Source organism: Aquirufa aurantiipilula (assembly GCF_019923745.1).
GTDB lineage: Bacteria > Bacteroidota > Bacteroidia > Cytophagales > Spirosomataceae > Aquirufa > Aquirufa aurantiipilula.
The window spans coordinates 1-17180 of the sequence record NZ_JAANOG010000008.1 but is presented as its reverse complement, the minus strand read 5'-3'; the positions used below and the strand labels follow the sequence as shown (position 1 = coordinate 17180).

At 36.9% G+C, this 17180-nt stretch carries 16 protein-coding genes and 1 pseudogene; 12 read left to right on the top strand and 5 right to left on the bottom strand.

The window, feature by feature from the left end; translation table 11 throughout:
• Positions 1-127: 127 nt before the first annotated feature.
• The 6 genes from G9H60_RS09785 to G9H60_RS09760 are packed head-to-tail and all read left to right on the top strand — an operon-like array spanning position 128 to position 7110.
• The gene (locus G9H60_RS09785) at positions 128-994 is read left to right on the top strand and encodes a hypothetical protein (RefSeq protein WP_223143880.1); all 867 of its coding nucleotides are present in this window, start codon (positions 128-130) and stop codon (positions 992-994) included.
• A gap of 15 nt (positions 995-1009) precedes the next feature.
• Complete coding sequence (locus G9H60_RS09780) at positions 1010-2278, top strand: YcaO-like family protein (RefSeq protein WP_223143879.1); 1269 nt, start codon at positions 1010-1012, stop codon at positions 2276-2278.
• Between the two features lie 3 nt (positions 2279-2281).
• A complete protein-coding gene (locus tag G9H60_RS09775) occupies positions 2282-3001 on the top strand; it encodes a tetratricopeptide repeat protein (protein WP_223143878.1) in 720 nt (239 codons plus the stop codon).
• 4 nt (positions 3002-3005) lie between these two features.
• Positions 3006-3836, top strand: a complete 831-nt coding sequence (locus G9H60_RS09770) for a SagB family peptide dehydrogenase (RefSeq protein WP_223143877.1) — start codon at positions 3006-3008, stop codon at positions 3834-3836.
• Positions 3837-3838: 2 nt separating this feature from the next.
• Positions 3839-5002: a hypothetical protein gene (locus G9H60_RS09765; RefSeq protein ID WP_223143876.1), complete on the top strand. Its 1164-nt coding sequence runs from the start codon at positions 3839-3841 to the stop codon at positions 5000-5002.
• Positions 4999-7110, top strand: a complete 2112-nt coding sequence (locus G9H60_RS09760; protein WP_223143875.1) for a carboxypeptidase-like regulatory domain-containing protein — start codon at positions 4999-5001, stop codon at positions 7108-7110. The genes G9H60_RS09765 and G9H60_RS09760 overlap by 4 nt, the downstream gene beginning before the upstream one ends.
• Before the next feature lie 2 nt (positions 7111-7112).
• Here G9H60_RS09760 and G9H60_RS09755 read toward each other — a convergent pair whose 3' ends face one another.
• The 4 genes from G9H60_RS09755 to G9H60_RS09740 are packed head-to-tail and all read right to left on the bottom strand — an operon-like array spanning position 7113 to position 9890.
• Positions 7113-7838: a carboxypeptidase-like regulatory domain-containing protein gene (locus G9H60_RS09755; RefSeq protein WP_223143874.1), complete on the bottom strand. Its 726-nt coding sequence runs from the start codon at positions 7836-7838 to the stop codon at positions 7113-7115.
• A gap of 58 nt (positions 7839-7896) precedes the next feature.
• Complete coding sequence (locus G9H60_RS09750; RefSeq protein ID WP_223143873.1) at positions 7897-8727, bottom strand: phosphatidate cytidylyltransferase; 831 nt, start codon at positions 8725-8727, stop codon at positions 7897-7899.
• A gap of 9 nt (positions 8728-8736) precedes the next feature.
• Positions 8737-8943 (bottom strand): DUF2007 domain-containing protein, encoded by a 207-nt coding sequence (locus tag G9H60_RS09745; protein ID WP_223143872.1) that lies wholly within the window; start codon positions 8941-8943, stop codon positions 8737-8739.
• Positions 8940-9890 (bottom strand): CPBP family intramembrane glutamic endopeptidase, encoded by a 951-nt coding sequence (locus tag G9H60_RS09740; RefSeq protein WP_223143871.1) that lies wholly within the window; start codon positions 9888-9890, stop codon positions 8940-8942. Before G9H60_RS09740 ends, G9H60_RS09745 begins: the two co-directional genes overlap by 4 nt.
• 33 nt (positions 9891-9923) lie before the next feature.
• On the opposite strand from G9H60_RS09740, the gene dusB reads away from it, so the two are divergent.
• From dusB to G9H60_RS13450, 3 genes and pseudogenes are all read left to right on the top strand, one after another.
• Entirely contained in the window at positions 9924-10916 is a 993-nt protein-coding gene (gene dusB / locus G9H60_RS09735) for a tRNA dihydrouridine synthase DusB (RefSeq protein ID WP_223143870.1), read from the top strand.
• 3 nt (positions 10917-10919) lie between these two features.
• Positions 10920-11807: a DMT family transporter gene (locus G9H60_RS09730; RefSeq protein WP_223143869.1), complete on the top strand. Its 888-nt coding sequence runs from the start codon at positions 10920-10922 to the stop codon at positions 11805-11807.
• A 94-nt stretch (positions 11808-11901) separates the two neighbouring features.
• Positions 11902-13170, top strand: a pseudogene (locus G9H60_RS13450) (DUF2851 family protein).
• Here the strand turns inward: G9H60_RS13450 and G9H60_RS09715 are convergent.
• On the bottom strand, positions 13162-14916 hold the full coding sequence (locus G9H60_RS09715; protein ID WP_223143866.1) for a family 43 glycosylhydrolase: 1755 nt from the start codon (positions 14914-14916) through the stop codon (positions 13162-13164). The pseudogene G9H60_RS13450 and the gene G9H60_RS09715 overlap by 9 nt on opposite strands.
• Positions 14917-15003: 87 nt before the next feature.
• Between G9H60_RS09715 and G9H60_RS09710 the strand changes: the two genes are divergently transcribed.
• From G9H60_RS09710 to frr, 3 genes are read left to right on the top strand one after another with little or no spacing between them, the layout of a single operon-like run.
• The gene (locus tag G9H60_RS09710) at positions 15004-15702 is read left to right on the top strand and encodes a fatty acid desaturase (RefSeq protein WP_223143865.1); all 699 of its coding nucleotides are present in this window, start codon (positions 15004-15006) and stop codon (positions 15700-15702) included.
• Positions 15703-15754: 52 nt separating this feature from the next.
• The gene (gene pyrH / locus G9H60_RS09705) at positions 15755-16465 is read left to right on the top strand and encodes a UMP kinase (protein WP_223143864.1); all 711 of its coding nucleotides are present in this window, start codon (positions 15755-15757) and stop codon (positions 16463-16465) included.
• A 16-nt stretch (positions 16466-16481) separates the two neighbouring features.
• Positions 16482-17042 (top strand): ribosome recycling factor, encoded by a 561-nt coding sequence (frr, locus tag G9H60_RS09700; protein ID WP_109323537.1) that lies wholly within the window; start codon positions 16482-16484, stop codon positions 17040-17042.
• Positions 17043-17180 lie beyond the last annotated feature (138 nt).

Here is a 17180-nt window from a genome sequence, read left to right as displayed (position 1 = left end):
GTTCGACTTGCACTTGTACATGTACTTGCTGCAAATCAAACAATGATGCGCCAGCAGAAGCGACAGCCTAATTGGATAAACGGGTGGAGATTTTCTCCACCCGCTTTACCTAAATACCTACCCACACATGAAAACTACGATACCCCACCAAGCCATATTTTGTGGTCCGGATACTCTATTCATCGTAAACGGAGATCAAAATTTAATAGAAATACAAGGTGAATCAACTCCCTTGATCAAACAAATACTTCAAGGAATTCAGCAAGAGGACTCCATAAGTCACATTTATGAAAAACACAAGGAGGATTTTGGAGATGATTTTGAAGTTTTTCAAGAATTATTCGACTGGTTGAAGGAAAAACAAGTAATCCAACAGACCCAAAGTCCTCAAAAAGTAAAAATCCATGTACTCGTAGATGCAAAGCAATCAGATCAATCTAGCTCCCTTATCCACTTACTGAATCAAGTAAGTAAGCCTTCCTTTGAATATATCTTGGAGGATAATTTGATTGATTCAGATGTAATCTTATTTGTGGGTTCTCTTTTTACACATCACAAAAACATAAAAGAACTAGCACAATTAAGTTATGAGGCTAAAATCCCTCTTTTATATACGGAAATTGATAGTTCAACTTTCACGATTGGACCTATCATTTCTTCCAAATTATTAAGTCCATGTTTGAATTGCTATGCCAATCGGAAACGAGTCCAACTGAAGAACCCAAAAGCTTTCTCTGTCTTTCAGAAAAAGCATAATCAAGAGTATGTCTACACACCATTGATTCAAGAAAAACGCTATTTCTTGGCCCTCAGTAATTTTATCCATGAAGAATTGCAACAGTTTTTCAATTCAGGATTAACATTCTCACCATTAATTGGACAAAGTTTTGTCGTTCAAGGTAGTCCTATTGAAGTACAGAGGTATAAAATTTTAAAAGTGCCTCAATGTCCTATTTGTAGTCATAAAAATCAATCCATGACCTTCAATGTTTAATCCGTCTTCACTAACATGATAGCACTTAAAGATGATTTAATCCACGGAAATCAATTTCAGATACCCACCAGAAGGTGTTTGCCAGCTGGGCTATTTCAAAGCTACGTTGAAGCAACACATCTAGACATGTTGGCCTCCAATACTTACATGATTCAAGGCTCAGGTATAGGGTTCAGCCAAGGCGAAGCAACAAATTCGGCCATTGGTGAATGGACAGAGAGGTATGCTGCATCTCATCAAGACATACAGGATTTAGTCTTTGCAAGTGAGTCTGATATGAGGAGTCAAGATAAAAATTTCTTACCTGTAGAAACTTTCATTCCTTATGCCCCAGAACAATACACTCTAGATTTCCCCTATCAAAAATGGGAACCAAATGACGTAATAAGTTGGATTAAAAGTGAAAATGTCAATAATCAACAATCCGTTTGGGTACCCGCATTCGCAGTGCATTTACCTCATAATACCGATTGGGATAGTAAAAAGAATTATGCCCTTCAAACCTCAACCGGTATTTCGGCGGGCAAAAATATCCATGATGCTACTGTTGGAGGCTTTTTAGAATGTGCTGAAAGAAATGTATTTGCAGAGTTCTGGTATCGGCAAGATCATTGGATCAAGCATATCCCGATGTTAAACCAAAAAGAAGTCTTAGCATCTTTCGAACACCCTAAAATCAAGCAATTATTTGATAATAATCGAGTGCAAATAAAGCTTTTCGATTTATCCCCCTTAAGTCCTATAGAAACGCATGTTGTTGTACTTTTTTTCCCATACAAAGGACAACTTTTCCAATCGATGGGTTGCGCCTGTCGATTTAGCAAAGAAGAATCCATCATCAAAGCGTGCCTAGAAGCCTATCAAGGAATTGAATATGCCATTGGTTTAAGTCAAAAACCAGAAGAATGGATAGATAATTTGCCAGGCTTTGACAGCATTAATAGTTTTGACAAGCATTTTGCATTCTACAATCGTTTTCCCCAATGGAGAAAAAAATCCGCTATTCTCCAAGCAGCTCTAAGCACAGAATCTCATTTCCCTGAAAATGAACGAATTAAACCTAAAATTCAATCTTGGAATGAAATAAATCAACTGGACTTAAACCACATATTAGTTGTTCCATTAAGTACTGAGGATGTTCAATCTCAGGGTATGGAAGTAGTCCGAGTAATTGTACCTCATTGGAATTTATTAACAGGAGTACATCGGCAACCCTTTTTAAAATACCTAAGGGCAGAACCGAATGAAAATCTATTTCTAACATATCCACACCCTTTCCCATAAATCATGAAAAAACGAATAATACTCCTTATAGCAACTTTATTATTACCTGTCTTGTGTTTGGCACAGGGAAACATGGAAAATATAGTACACGAGGTTCAAAAAATATCATGGAAAACACATAAGGATAGTCTACAAAAAATCATCACTTACATGAATAACCATCCAAGCAACGAGTATTACTATTTGTACTGGAATGCCTATGCTCATTACATGGATTACTTCAATTATAAATTATCGAATTCAACTGAAGAGAAAAAAGCCCAACAATCCCTCGAGCAAGCTTCCTCCATGATAGGTAAAATTACGAAACCCAATTCGGAAACTTTAGCATTACAATCCTTGATAGATGGACTGAAGCTCAATTTTACCAATGTTTTCTTATTGCCTATCAAAGCAGGAAAAGTTGGAAGATTAGCAGAAAGGGCCATTGATTTAAATCCTAAAAATCCAAGAGCATATTATGCCTTAGCTATATATGATTTTTATACTCCCAAAATGTACGGAGGGCGTAAACTAGTGGAATCCAATCTCATCAAAGCTATTTCATTAGCATCTACCGTGGTCGAAAATTCCAAAGATCCTCAATGGGGTATCCCAGAATCCTATTTATTTCTAATCCGATTTTTTAAAGAAGAGAATCAGAAAGCCAAAGCTCAACATTATCTACAAGAGGCTAAAAGCAAATTCCCTGAGAATAATTTATTCCATCAGTATAAACTTTAGAACCATGGCCAAAACTCGAAATCTATTATTTGAACCTTGTATTTCAGATATCTCATACGACTTCCTGGAACATAGTAAATTATATAGTTACCAGGCCAAGGAGTACAGCGAACGCCTGAATGCAGTGATGTCCAGTGACTATTTCATGAGAAATATTAGTCATCATAGTATAGAATTAGGTTTCTGTGAGGAATATGATTTAGCAATCAATACCCCTTTACCACCATTGGCGAAGGCATTGAATCAATTAAATCAAGAAAGAAGCAGTCAAAGAAATTATGACCCAGATAACAAACTCTCCTTACAGGATCTTTCTCAATTTTTGTATTTAAGTTATTCCATAACTCAGCGATTTGACCCATTGTTATTGATCCCTCCTCGAAGAAATATCCCATCGGGTGGAGGTTTATATCCAATTGATGTATATGTAATCAATCAACTGATAGAAGAGCTTCCTTTAGGAGTATTCTTATATGACCTATTCTCTTCGAAACTCAAATTAATACATGCTTTTAAGGATCGCGAAGAATTAAAAGTTGCCTTGAATACCACACTATTTGCTGAGCAAAAAAATGATATCGATTATAGCAATTCAAGTGCATTTATGGTCCTGGGGGCAGAACTTGAAAGATCCTGTTTTAAATACCTTGATCGGGGTATTCGATGGGCCATGATCGAAGCCGGTGAAATTGTTCAATCCATGTATTTAGCCAGTGGATCCCTAGCCATGAGAACTTGTGCCATAGGTGGATTCAATGATGAAGCACTTGCTCAATTGATTTCATACCAAAATCCGAGTCAGATTACTCTTTTAGCTTTATCTCTAGGCAAATAACTATGAACTATGTCATTAATCCAGATTTTAAACTCATTTATGCTAAGGAGAGCACCGATGACCTCTATTTCAAACACAATTGGAAAGACATGTTGATTCAAATCAGTCAATGTGAATGGGAAATACTTTCTCACCTAGTAAATAATCGAGATGAAAACAAAACCTTGGCATATATAAAGCAAAGTTATGATGCTGACTTAGCTATACTAAATCAATTAATTCAGTATTCACAGGAAATCGAATTGTTGATGCATGAAGATGCCTTGGAAGCCTACCAAAATCAAAAAAACAAAAAGATCACACAAAATATCACAGCTTGGAAATTGGCTGTAACTCAGCTGTTTTCCTTTTTAAATATCACCATTGAATTTATTGGAAGAGGTAATCTACGATTTTTCAAAATTGCAAAAATCCCTTTAGAAAAAACATGGATGGAAAAATGGGCCAAAAACGCATGGGTACAAAACCTAAGTAGTATTGCTTCTTTGTTACTTATTATTTTGGGAATAGGTCAATTGGCATTTCATCCTACATTCATAGAACATTGGCTTGAATTTGAATTATTGAGTAGCCCCTATCTAATCCCCTTTTTAATTTTAGGGCTTCTCTCTTCTACTTTTTTACACGAATTTGCTCACTATCTGATCTATTTGAGGTACGGAGGCTTAGTCGCTGATTTGGGATTTTCTCTGGTTCTAGGCTTCATTCCATTTGTTCACATCAATACGAATTCCCTTCATTTTTGGGATAATCACAAACATCGCATTCAAGTCATATTAGCAGGAATAATCCTAGATATTTCATTAGTACTGGGGATTAATATACTCTTGAATTGGGAAATGGATAAAATTTGGTTCTCACATTGGCAATTTTTACAGTGCTTCATCGCATTTCGAATAGTCTTTAATGCAGTTCCCTTTATCCCAGGTACCGATGGATATTTTCTACTATCCGAATTTTTGCATGAGCCGGCTCTATTCCATGAAGCAAGTAGATCCCTCAAAAAGTGTAAATCCGTATTATTCCGAATTGAATCCATCGAATTAACTGCTAAGGATTATTTATATGGCTCATTTATCATAATGAGTTACGGCTTTATTTCTGCCTATTATTGCCTATTGGCACTTTGGATTATTGTCCCATATTTCATCAGCATCATACCATGAAAATAAAGTACTTACTAATATTTTTCATTGGTATTTCAACCTGTTCAATAGCTCAAACTCAGCTAAGAGGGAGAGTTATGGATGCCTACCATCAAACCTATTTAGAAAATGTAAGTCTACTTTTAATTCATAATAAACTTAGTTTACTCAGCGATTCGACGGGGACATTTCAATTTTCAAAACTAAGCAAAGGCCTACCTGATACCCTACTTGTTTCCATGATAGGTTATAAACAAAAATATATACCGATCCAGTATAATAAGGATTTAGAAATACAATTAACATTAGATAAACCCAATGCCCTCGCGGAAGTAAAAGTAAAGGCTAGTGTTCCAATGTCAGAAGATTTTGTTAACCAAAAAATCAATTTTTTAGATGTTGTAGTCAATGCATCCTCCAAGGCCGACCCCCTTTTAGCGGTTCAATCCACCTCAGCAGCAAGCCCCTTTGGTGAATCTGCCTCCATAAGTTTTAGAGGAAGTAATCCCCAATTAACTCAAATATACCTCAACGATATACCCATTCCAGAACCCATTAAATTCACCCAAATGTCCAGTTTGGGCACTTTCAGTCTAATTCCAATCAATTCCATCAAAGACTTACTTATTTTTCCAAGTAACCCTCCTTTAGAACTACTAAATGCTAGCACGGGAGTAGTACAAATTCAAAGCAATGAATCATTCAGCAAGCAAAACATGGAAATAGATCTTAGCCTTGGACAAGCAGGTATACATTGGACTCCATGGGCAAAAGATAAAAATGGAATTAGCATATTTGGCCATCATCAATTCAGCCCCTTATTAAAATCATTTAATCCCACCTCTCTACAAGATTTACCACAATTTAACGAAAGTGACTGGGGCCTAAATGCTTTTTTTCAAACTAAAAATTTATGGAGATTCAAAATATTCAGCCTCCTTATGATTGAAAAATATAGTAGTCAATTTAGACATCCTTCTTTTGCTGGTCCTTTTGAATATCAAAAAAATAGGCACATTCAGACCCTCAATCTATCTAAACTGCAAGAACATGCACAGTGGACATTAAAATTTGGACTTCATGAATCCACTCAACATGATAGCACTGGCAATTATGCCTACCACCCAAAATCAGTTCAACTCTTCAGCGGAATTGACCTACAACTTTTTCCTCAGGAAAACTGGACCATTAAAACGGGCTATCAATGGTTTCAATCTCAAACTTCATATCAAATCAGAAGACCTATTTATAGCTTTGATTACCGTCCACAATCACCTGTTATTCTGTTTTCAAACACTCCCAGTCTTTCTCAACAGGAATTATTTCTATCCAACAATTATGCATTTTCTAAGCCATTTAGAATGGGATTCGCAGTTAAGCTGACTCATTTTCCATCTATATCTGATTGGCGGTTTACCCATCAAATCCATACTCGATGGTATCTTCATGAGCTGGAAAAATACCTTAATCTAGCATGGAGTAAACAAATTGCTAGCTTATATACCCCAGAAAATGAGTATTCCATAGTAACAAGTCAACAGGTTTCCTTTGATTTAGTCCAGGAAAAGGAACTACAAAAATGGAGTTTACATACTTTTTACAAAACGGAAAAATCTCTCCATTATACGATAGAAGCATTTGGAGCAGAATGTAACTTCAGTTTAGTTACATCAAAATCCAAACATGAATGGAGTTTAGGTAGCCACTGGAGTCAAATGAAAATTGGGACTATAACTCAACACTCTCCCTACCAAATCCCTTACTTCTTACGAACAAACTCACAATGGAAGTGGAAATGGGTGGACCTTAGTTTAAGCAGTTTAATAAGGATGGGGAATTATTATAGACCATTATTAGCATCAGCATTTTCCTCAGAATTACAAGTTTATGTTCCTCAATTTGATTCCCTTTCCTCAGATAATTTATCACCTTATATGCGAATAGATGCTATGCTCAGTAAAATGTTCCATAAATCAAATCAGCTATCTTGGATTACATATATATCGATTAGTAATGTATTAAACCGTGACAATGTTAAATCCATCAATTATAACTGGGATTATCAACAGTCCTTCCAAGAATATTTTCAGAAAAGAATTATTTACGTAGGAGTACAGATGAGGTGGTAATCCTACTTATTGGTATTGGTCTCCCTCAAAAACTGCTGTCTAGAGATATTTTCCTTTGGCAAAAATTCATAGGCTTTCTTCCATTCTTTCTTCTTCAAATCGCCATTTTTAATGGATTGAATGAAATTAATCCAAGCAAAAGGATTGGTAAGTGACAAAATTGGACTAGCATAAAAAGTTTTATTCGCCTGAGCAGAAACCATTTGATCTGAAAAATTTCTAAAATTGGAGGAGGCCCCCATCCCTGCTTGTAAAGCAAAAACATTCAGCTTCGATTGTTCCAAATTATTAGCTAAAATCCCTCGTTGTTTTTCATCTCGAAGGCGCATATTTAAGAATGCTTGTTTGAACTCTTCTTCTGAACTATGCGGAAAAACCTTTACTTCAGACAAAATTTTAGATTCTTCCGATAAAGAAATGATAGCTCGATGTACTTGATCTGTATTTTTAGGAATGATGTAATATTTTTTCTGATAACCCACATAGGTAAACACCAAACTATCTCCAGGAAAGACATACATCTCTACCATACCAAAATTGTCACTCAAGGCCCCACGGCCAGCCTTTGGGTTATATACATAAGCCAATGGTAAATCCTCCGCTTTGGTAGCAGTTACTACCCTTCCAAGAAATAACACCGTTTTATCCTGCCCTTGAGCCAAAAGATCTTGGCTAACACATGCAACTAAAAAGAAAAGTCCCAATATGACTCGTTTGCAAATTTTCATTGAGCTGCAAATAATATTTTTACTAATTCGTTTTCACTTTTCGTTAAACGAATGAAAATTAAAATAATTTTAAAAAAGTAATAATAAAAGGGATGGATAATAATAAGCCATCAAAACGGTCTAAAAACCCTCCATGACCTGGAATGGTATTAGCCGAATCCTTTATATTAATACTTCTTTTAAACAATGATTCTACTAAATCTCCATAAGTACCTGCTACCACGATAATCCCACCAATGGCAAACCATTCCCATACTTCATAATTGGTGAAATACCTTGAAATAACATAAGCCGCAATCATGGCACTCAATAATCCTCCCATCAATCCTTCCCAAGATTTTTTTGGGGAAACTCGTTCAAATAATTTTGTCTTCCCAAAATAAGTTCCAGCAAAATAAGCACCAGAATCACTGGCCCATAATAAGAACAAACAACCCATGATAATGTTCGCATCATAAGAACCTGATCTCATAAATGCTAAAACTGTCAATAAGGCAAAAGGAAGTGCCACATAGATAATCCCTAAAAAGGTAAAGGCAATATTTTGAAAAGGCTTGCCATCTTCGGATTTATACAACTTGATAAAAAAGATAAGGGTCAATAAGGGCGACAGAATATAGTAATTGTGGTATCCTATCATCCCCTTTTCAATAAAAAAGGTAAGTAAATGCAGAATAACCCCACAAAAAGTACCATAAAAAGTTAAAGGTAAATTCCCCTCTAAACTCCCAACTAACTTATAAAATTCTAATTGAGCTAAGGCACCAATCAATAAGAATAAGGCTAAAAAAGTATAATCGTTGAAATTGATACAGAATAACAAAAAAGGAACTGCAATCACTGCCGCAATAACTCTCTGCCATAAATTACTCAAATTGGACAATCCCATAAGTTGATTTTAATTCTTGGATTCAACAATAGCTAACTTAGCCTGTTCGACATGATCTTGATGTACATACAATTCAAAAACGCCCAAATTATAAGGGCTAATTTTCTTATTTATTACGACAGCTGGTATTTCATAGCTTTCAGAAAGCATTGATTTTTGCATTTCTAGATCAATGCCATTTTCAGAAGTACCTAATAAAACCCAGTCCTTGATCATAATTCCTCCCTTTGTTGATACATTAAACGAATATAATAAATAAGGAACATCAATGAAACAGCGGCTGACCATAATGGGATCATCTCTCCAACTTGCTCAGGATCTAAATCTATCAGTTTTTCTTGATACAAATAGGATAAGGTCAATGTCCAAGCATTGTTAAAAAAATGGGCTAAAATCGGCAACCAAATATTTCTAAACCAGATGTATAAATACCCAAAAAAGGCACCCAATAACATCCTTGGCAAGAACCCATAAAACTGAAAATGTATGAAACTAAAAATAGCTGCAGATAACCAAACAGCCACATGCACATTCACTAAATACCGCTCAAACAAATTTTGCAATACACCACGGAAAAACAATTCTTCTCCAATAGCCGCCATTCCCGCAATCACAGCTAATGCTGTCACAAAATCCAGTGGTGTTTCAAAATGCAATAAAAACTTGGTTAGTCGGGCCATATTATCTTCCGAAGATCTCATCCAAGCCTCCACTTCTTCATAACCTGCAGGAAGCACAATGGATTGATTCCATTGAATAATGTATTCCATCAAAGGAATGGAAACCAATAAGGCAATAATAGCCCAGGAAAAAATACGCCAAGAAGGAGCTTCCAATGGACTTAAATCATATAAACTGCGTTTTTCAATAAATTTCAAATAAGCCCATGAGCCTCCTACAAATGTAAATAATGACACAAACCACTGCAATGCCATGATTCCTTTAAATGCTCCTTGGTATTTTTCTGGATTAGCCATAAAATCCAGAAGTAATTTTTGAAATTCTGCCACATTAGTGGAAGGAAATTCCATGATTAAAACTACCGCTACTAGACCCAAAAACTGCCCTAAAAAGCTTCCAAGCAGAAAAAATCCAAATAAGCTAAGCAACTTCGAAAAAAGACCAAACCAACGCGCGGGTCCAGAAATGTAGTTTTCTTCCATAATGGTCGTAAATTTACTGAATTTTTAATGAGAATGGTAAAAATAGGCAACATCGAATTAGGCTCTTTCCCTCTGCTTTTAGCACCTATGGAAGACGTATCTGACCCACCCTTTCGTGCAGTGTGTAAAGAAAATGGAGCAGACTTGATGTATACTGAATTTATCTCTTCTGAAGGTCTTATCAGAGATGCAGCCAAAAGTGTCCAAAAGTTGGATATTTTTGAATATGAACGCCCCATTGGAATTCAACTTTTTGGTTCATCCATTGAAACTATGGCTTCTTGCACTGAAATTGCCACGCAGGCAGGCCCTGATTTAATTGATATCAATTATGGCTGCCCAGTAAAACAAGTAGCCTGCAAAGGGGCTGGCGCTGCTCTTTTGCAAGATATCCCCAAAATGGTTGCCATGACGAAAGCTGTGGTTAATGCTACACACCTACCCGTTACAGTTAAAACTAGATTGGGATGGGATGAGTCAACCAAAAATATCGAAGATGTAGCAGAAAGGCTACAAGATATTGGTATTCAGGCATTGAGCATTCATGGTCGTACTCGAGTGCAGATGTACAAAGGTGAAGCCAATTGGGAATTAATCGCCAAGGTCAAAAATAACCCCCGCATAAAAATTCCAATTTTTGGGAATGGCGATATTGATACTCCAGAAAAAGCCTTGGAATATAAAAATAGATACGGAGTTGATGGAGTCATGATAGGTAGAGCCACCATTGGTTATCCATGGATTTTCAATGAAATCAAGCATTTCATTCAAACTGGAGAACATTTGGCGCCACCTACTTTAGAAGAACGTATCCGTGTGTGTCAAAGTCACTTGGATTTTTCCATCAAATGGAAAGGAAATCATGGTGGTATTGTTGAAATGCGTCGACATTATGCCAACTATTTCCGTGGTATGGATCATTTCAAACCATTTAGAAGCCGATTAGTTACCTCTTTATCTTACGAGGAAATCAATCAAATATTACAGGAAATTGCTGAACATTATCAAGCAATTTTACAGGAATAACACATGACATCAACACAAAAAGTACCAGCACTTTGGATTATTCTAGCCATTGCGGCCATTTCACTCATCTGGGGAAGCTCCTTTATTTTGGTCAAAAAAAGCCTTAGCACCTATTCGGCTATGGAAGTCGGTGCCTTACGCATTGCCTCAGCTGCTCTTTTCTTCTGCCCATTCTTTTTTAAAAGAAGAAAATACATCCAAAAACAACATTGGCCATCTTTCCTTTTGGCAGGTTTAACGGGTAATTTATTTCCCGCTATACTTTTTTCCATTGCTGGAGAACACCTCCCAAGTGCACTTTCTGGCATGTTAAATGCTTTTACCCCCCTGTTTACCTTGATTATCGGAATCGTTTTATTCCAACAAAAATTTGTTTTAAAACAAACTGGGGGTATAATCTTAGGTTTAATTGGCTGCATTGGTTTACTCGTTGCAGGTAAAAGCTTTTCCTTTCAATTTAATTACCATGCCCTTTGGGTTATTTTAGCCACATTTTTATATGGCATTAACCTACATACTGTCAAATCAAAATTCGCAGATTTACATCCACTTACTTCTACTGCTGGGGTATTCATGATGATCGGCCCCTTAGCTCTTGGACTTTTAGCTTATTCTGGATTCTTCAACCGACCTTGGTCTGACCATGCGCAAATGTGGCCATTATTGGCAGCCATTGCATTAGGATTATTTGGTTCAGCTATTGCCATGGTCCTTTTTAATCAATTAATTAAATGGACCAGTGCCATTGTTGCTAGTTCTGTTACCTACCTAATCCCCATTGTAGCAGTTGCTTGGGGACTTTTTGACGGGGAAACTATTTATTGGTCGCAAATCGTATTTATGTTCATCCTACTTTGGGGTGTTTACCAAGTAAACAATTCAAAATCTTGATAATTTCTTAATCTAGGATTCCCAAATGTAGATTATCAAACAACTTTTAAGAATGCATACTAGCTTGCTTAGACCTTTTAATTAGGTCTATGCTATGAACGAGCAAATACTAAGCCGAATTTGGAGTAAACAACTTTTTGAACGCAAGAACCTGCGTAGTCAACAAGGAGAATATCTTCAAATCATTCATCCCGGATTTTTAAACAAACATGCGGGTGCAGATTTTCAAGAAGCACACATTCTCCTGAGTGATTTTGCGTGGATTGGATCAGTAGAATTACATGTCCGATCTTCCGATTGGCTTCTCCATGCTCACCACCAAGATTCCTCTTTTGAAAATGTCATTTTACATGTTGTCTGGATAGCAGATTTGCCCATTTATTATCAAGACGGGAGAGAAATTCCTACCCTCGAACTATGCCATCGTGTACAAAATACGAATATCATGGCTAGTCTTGAACCTCAAGCTAATTCCATTGCCTGTCAACCATTTTTTCAGGAGATTCCTCATGAGATCAAAACCCGTATGCTGACTCTTTGTACAGAACAAAGAATGCAAATCAAATATGAAGCCATCATTGATTTATGGAATAAAAACAACCAGGATTGGGATGAAACATTTTATCAATCTCTAGGCAAAAGTTTTGGATTTGGGCTCAATGCAGAACCCATGCTCCGCCTTACACAAGCCATACCTCTTAAACTCATATTAAGAAACAGAGATCGTTAATTAGGTATTGAAGCGGCAATGATGGGGCTAGCAGGAATGCTAGAAGAGCCCATCAAAGATGAATACCAATGGGAATTAAGAAGAGAATTTATCCATCTAAAGAAAAAACATCAATGGGAAAATGCCTTTTTACAGATGTCCGATTGGAAATTTCTACGATTAAGACCTGCCAATTTCCCCACCATTCGGATGGCACAATTTTCAGAAGTCATTCGAAACAATTGTTCTCTACTTTCCATTTTATTAGAAATCCAAGAACTAAAAGTGATACAAACACTCTTTGAAATTAGTCCTTCGACTTATTGGCAAACGCATTACCATTTTGGCAAAAAAAGCAAAAAGCCTCATAAGCAATTAGGAAGGTCTACTTTCTATTCTTTGTGCATCAATACCCTAATCCCCATATTGTTGGCTTATGCTCACTGCAAGAAAGAATCAAAATATACTGACAAAGCATATCGATGGCTATTTGAGATGGAAGCAGAAAACAATGTCATTTCCCGCATCTACACTCAGTTGGGTTTAGAAATCAAAAATGCTCACGACTCCCAAGCTTGTTTACATTGGCATAAAAACTATTGTCAAATAAAAAAGTGCCTCTCGTGCTCAATAGGTCAGCACATTTTACTCTGATTTTAAGATGACTCCTCGTTTACCAATACCATTTTCATTAAAAGCTTCTATTTGAAAATAATAGGTTTTATCCTTATCCATGGATTTGAAATAATACTCATTGGCACCAAAAACTTGGATGGATGTGTATAATTTATCAGGAGCAATTCCTGAATAAATTACATAGCCTGTAGCCAGAGGGTCATGTCGCCATTTCAACCAAGCCGATCGTTTATCATGCTCACCTCGCAAAACCACAAAATCTTTGACCTCTCTAGCCAACTCCCCATGCCCCTTACCAAATACCCGTAAACCACTTATGGCAAATTTTCCAGCCGCCATATGTACATTGACTAATTTAATATACCTCACTTCCACTGGCTTTGCCAATTCTACATAGTCATGAGGAACATCTTTCTTATTCTTTGATTTATCTATTATCAACTGCCAACTTTTCCCATCCTTACTCCCAAAAACTTGATACTGATGGTATATGCCTGGTATTTTTCCCAAAAAACTCGAATCCACATCCTGATCGGCATAATTAATTTGAATAGCTTTCACGGTAGAAACTTCCCCTAAATCCGATTGAATAAACTCGCCTTTTTTAGAAGATTTTGCCGACCAATAAGTTTTCATTTGCTCGTCTACTGCATAATTAGCTCCATAACCCGCCAAACTAGAAGATACATTCACTGGCTTATTGTAATTAAGCAACATCCAACCTGTAAATAAATCAACCGGCTTATCGAATTTCGATTTGGGCATACGATATGGATAATCTCCATAGGCCGTTTCTGTATACAAAACTCCATCTTGATCAAATGCACTTGGCCAAAGGCCTAACCGACGCTCAAAGCTATTTTTTACCGCAATTGTTATGGTTGACACATGCCACCAATTTCCAAATTGCCCTTCAAATGTGGCACCATGCCCCGCTCCCCTAGTAAAACCGCCTGGTTTAAACGAAAAAGGATTGTGGGATTGATAAGTAAAAGGCCCCATGGGTTTATCCGAAATATAAACACCATCCCCATAAGCAGAAAACTCGGTACCCGGCGCACCATATTGTAGGTAATATTTTCCTTTGTATTTGTTCATCCATGCCCCTTCCATAAATGGCTTCAAAAAAGTATTGTCCTGATACTCTCCAAATCGCTCCCAACCATGTAACTCATCATTCAATCGGATTAAATCCATTCTTTCCCCAATCGGCTGAAGCGTTTTACGATCTATCTCTTGTCCGTACATAGGATAAAAATTACTGGATCCATGATACAAATACAGTCGACCATCATCATCTAAAAAAAATGCTGGATCCCAAGCCCCTGCCTTAAACGCATGTACGGATTCTTTCCAGGTATCCGTTTCTGGGGAATGACTAGACCATAACGTAAAATCTTTGGCATATGTTGACCCAATTACATACAAACTATCCCCCATCACGAAGGTCGCTGGAGCACAAAGTTCATCATACACTTTGTGGTAAGGTTGTAAAAAACGACGTGAGACAAAATTCCAATTCAACATATCTTTACTCCACCAATATCCCCATTGATTGGTTGAAAATAAATAATACTTATTCTTAAAATAACTGATTACCGGATCTGCCGTTGCCCTATGCCTCCCTGCTTCTGAAAAATTGGGAATTGGAGTAAAACCATAATCTAGATTCATCGGGTTACAATAGGTATTTTGTGCTGAAATATCCCTCCCAGTGAAAGCCAAACAAATGGCAAAAATCCAAGTTAAGTAAGTAGTTTTCATTTTTACAAAGTGAAATTATTGTCCAAAATACACATTGATCCCGATAAAAGTACCAATTTTACATGGACAAAAACACGTAAAATCCCTATGAAAAAATATGCCGGTATATGTAGTGCAGGGATAATCATCTTGGTTTGGATACTACATCTAGCCTTTTGGATTCAAATGCCTTTGGATTGGAAAAGTCCATTTTTATATTTGGCTATCTTGATTCAGACTCATTTATATACAGGTTTATTCATAAGTTCACACGATGCCATTCATGGTGTAGTTTCTAAGGAGCACCCCCGTTTAAACCATGCGATTGGAAGATTCTGTGCTACCTTATTCGCCTTCAATAATTATACGATTTTACGCAAAAAACATCACCACCATCATGCTTATGTCAATACGGCTGAAGACCCTGATGTTCACCAAGGAAACTTTTTTATATGGTGGTTTAAGTTCATGTTTCAATATGTGCATTGGACACAAATCTTGGCCATGGCCATCACCTATAACGTGTTAAAAATATGGTTTCCCATGACAAACATCATTCTTATCTGGGAATTACCTGCCATCTTAGCCACACTTCAATTGTTTTATTTTGGCACTTATTTGCCACATCGCGGGGAACATGAGCCGGGTAATAAGCATCAATCAAGAAGCCAAGAAAAAAACCATATTTGGGCATTTATTTCTTGTTATAATTTCGGCTACCATTATGAGCACCACGATAAACCCTATTTACCTTGGTGGAAATTAGCAGAAGCCAAGGAGCAAAACAGCCAAATTTCTAGCAGATAGATGAATATTTTTTCTAAATTTGCAGCGCACATAATCGACCCATCACATTCCAATGTCAGAACCCAAATACAAGCGAATTTTATTAAAACTTTCTGGTGAAGCCCTTTCCACACCTACGGAAGTAATTGATCCAAACATTCTAGATCAATACGCTGCAGAAATTAAAAAAGTACATGATTTGGGTGTTGAAGTGGCTATCGTTATTGGAGGTGGAAACATTTTCAGAGGCGCTAGTGCCGCTAAAGCTGGTATAGACCGCGTTCAAGGTGACTACATGGGAATGTTGGCCACGGTCATCAATGGAATGGCAGTGCAAGCATCTTTAGAAAAACACGGATTATACACCCGCATGATGACAGCCATCAAAGTAGAGGCTGTTTGCGAACCTTTCATCCGAAGAAGAGCCATGCGTCACTTAGAAAAAGGAAGAATCGTTATTTTTGGTGCAGGTACAGGAAATCCTTACTTCACCACAGATTCTACTGCTTCTCTGCGTGCCATTGAAATTGAAGCAGATGTGGTATTGAAAGGAACTCGAGTGGATGGAGTATATACGGCTGACCCAGAAAAAGATCCTACCGCTACGAGATACACCCATTTGAGCTTTTCAGAAGCAATTGGAAAAGGATTAAAAATCATGGATACTACGGCATTTACCTTATGCCAAGAAAATAAATTACCTATCATCGTATTTAATATGAACAAAAACGGAAACTTGTGTGATTTGGTTTCTGGCAAAGATGTAGGAACCTTAATTAGTTAATCAGCAATTATATTACATGGAGGAGTTAGAATTTTATATTGAAGCCGGACAGGAAACAATGGAAGGAGCAATCAAGCACCTAAACATTGAACTTTCAAAAATTAGAGCAGGAAAAGCCAGCACGAGTATGCTGGATGGCTTAATGATCGAGTACTACGGCGTACCTACACCCATCACTGGAGCAGCATCCATAACCACTCCAGATGCAAGAACCATAGCTATTAAACCTTTTGAAAAAGGAATTTTTGGTGAGATTGAAAAATCCATTCGTAATTCAAACCTTGGTTTGAATCCCATGAATGATGGTGAACTCATCCGTTTATCCATCCCTCCTTTGACAGAAGAACGCAGAAGAGATTTAGTGAAGCGCGTTAAACAAGAAATAGAGACCGCTAAAATCAATATTCGTAATGCCCGCCAAGATGCCAACAATAGCATCAAAAAATTAAAAGGTGAAGGTGTTGCTGAAGATGATATCAAAGCATCCGAAGATAGAATACAAAAATTAACGGATGCTTTTGTGGCCAAAATTGATCAAATCTTTTTGGACAAAGAAAAAGACATCATGTCTGTTTAAAATCATACCCTTGTCCCGTCCTAAAATAGGTTGACAGTTTTTTAGTAAATATAGTCCTTGTCAGGTAAAACTGGCAAGGATTTTTTGTAATGTATTTGATTGGGAGTTTTATATTCTAAAGCTAAGTGAGGTCTTTTG